Genomic DNA, 729 nt, shown 5'->3' with positions numbered 1-729 from the left:
ATCGACGGCCCGGCGCCCATCCGCTGCACGCTGATCGAGGCGGCCGCGTTGGCGAAGGCGAGCGCGGTACGCAGGGACACGCCCTCCGCCAGCTGCGCCGCAAGTGCGCCGACGAAGCAATCGCCCGCGCCGGTGGTGTCGACCGCCTTCACCGCGCGGCCGGACACCGCGAATTCCTTGCGGCCGGCGAGCGCGAGCACGCCCCGCTTGCCGAGCGTCACGCAGATGATCTGGTCCTCGCGTGCCTGCAGTTGTCGCGCGACGTCGATGATTGTTGCGGCCTCGTCGCCGTCGGAGAGCTCCACGCCTGCGAGGAAGCCGAGCTCGGTCTCGTTCAGCACGAGGATGTCGACGAGCGCCAGCAGCTCGGCGGACATCGTTTGCGCCGGTGCGGGGTTGAGCAGCGTCGTGGCGCCGGCGCTACGGGCGCGTTGGAAGAAGGCGGCAATCGTCGGCAGCGGAATCTCGAACTGGCTGACGGCCACATCGCCCTTCGCCAGCGGCGCATCCGCGACGTCATCCGCACTGACCAGCGCATTGCTGCCGGGGATGACGACAATGGTATTGTCAGATTCTGCGACGGTGATGATGGCGGTGCCGCTATGCGTGTCGGCGTCGCGGACGGAGCCGAGATCGATGCCCTGGGCGCCGAGGAATGCCCGGAGCTCGGCCCCGAACGAATCCTTTCCGAGCCGCCCGATCAGCGTGGTTTTCACGCCGAGCCGTGAC

General features: G+C 68.9%; 1 protein-coding gene. It reads right to left on the bottom strand.

Features of this window, described 5'->3' with window-relative positions; genetic code table 11:
* A partial coding sequence (locus AC0L3X_RS47275; RefSeq protein ID WP_473317635.1) for a ribokinase occupies positions 1–729 on the bottom strand: 729 nt, incomplete at both ends.

This window comes from Bradyrhizobium sp. MI1.7 (genome assembly GCF_055811795.1).
This window is presented reverse-complemented; position numbering and strand designations above follow the sequence as displayed.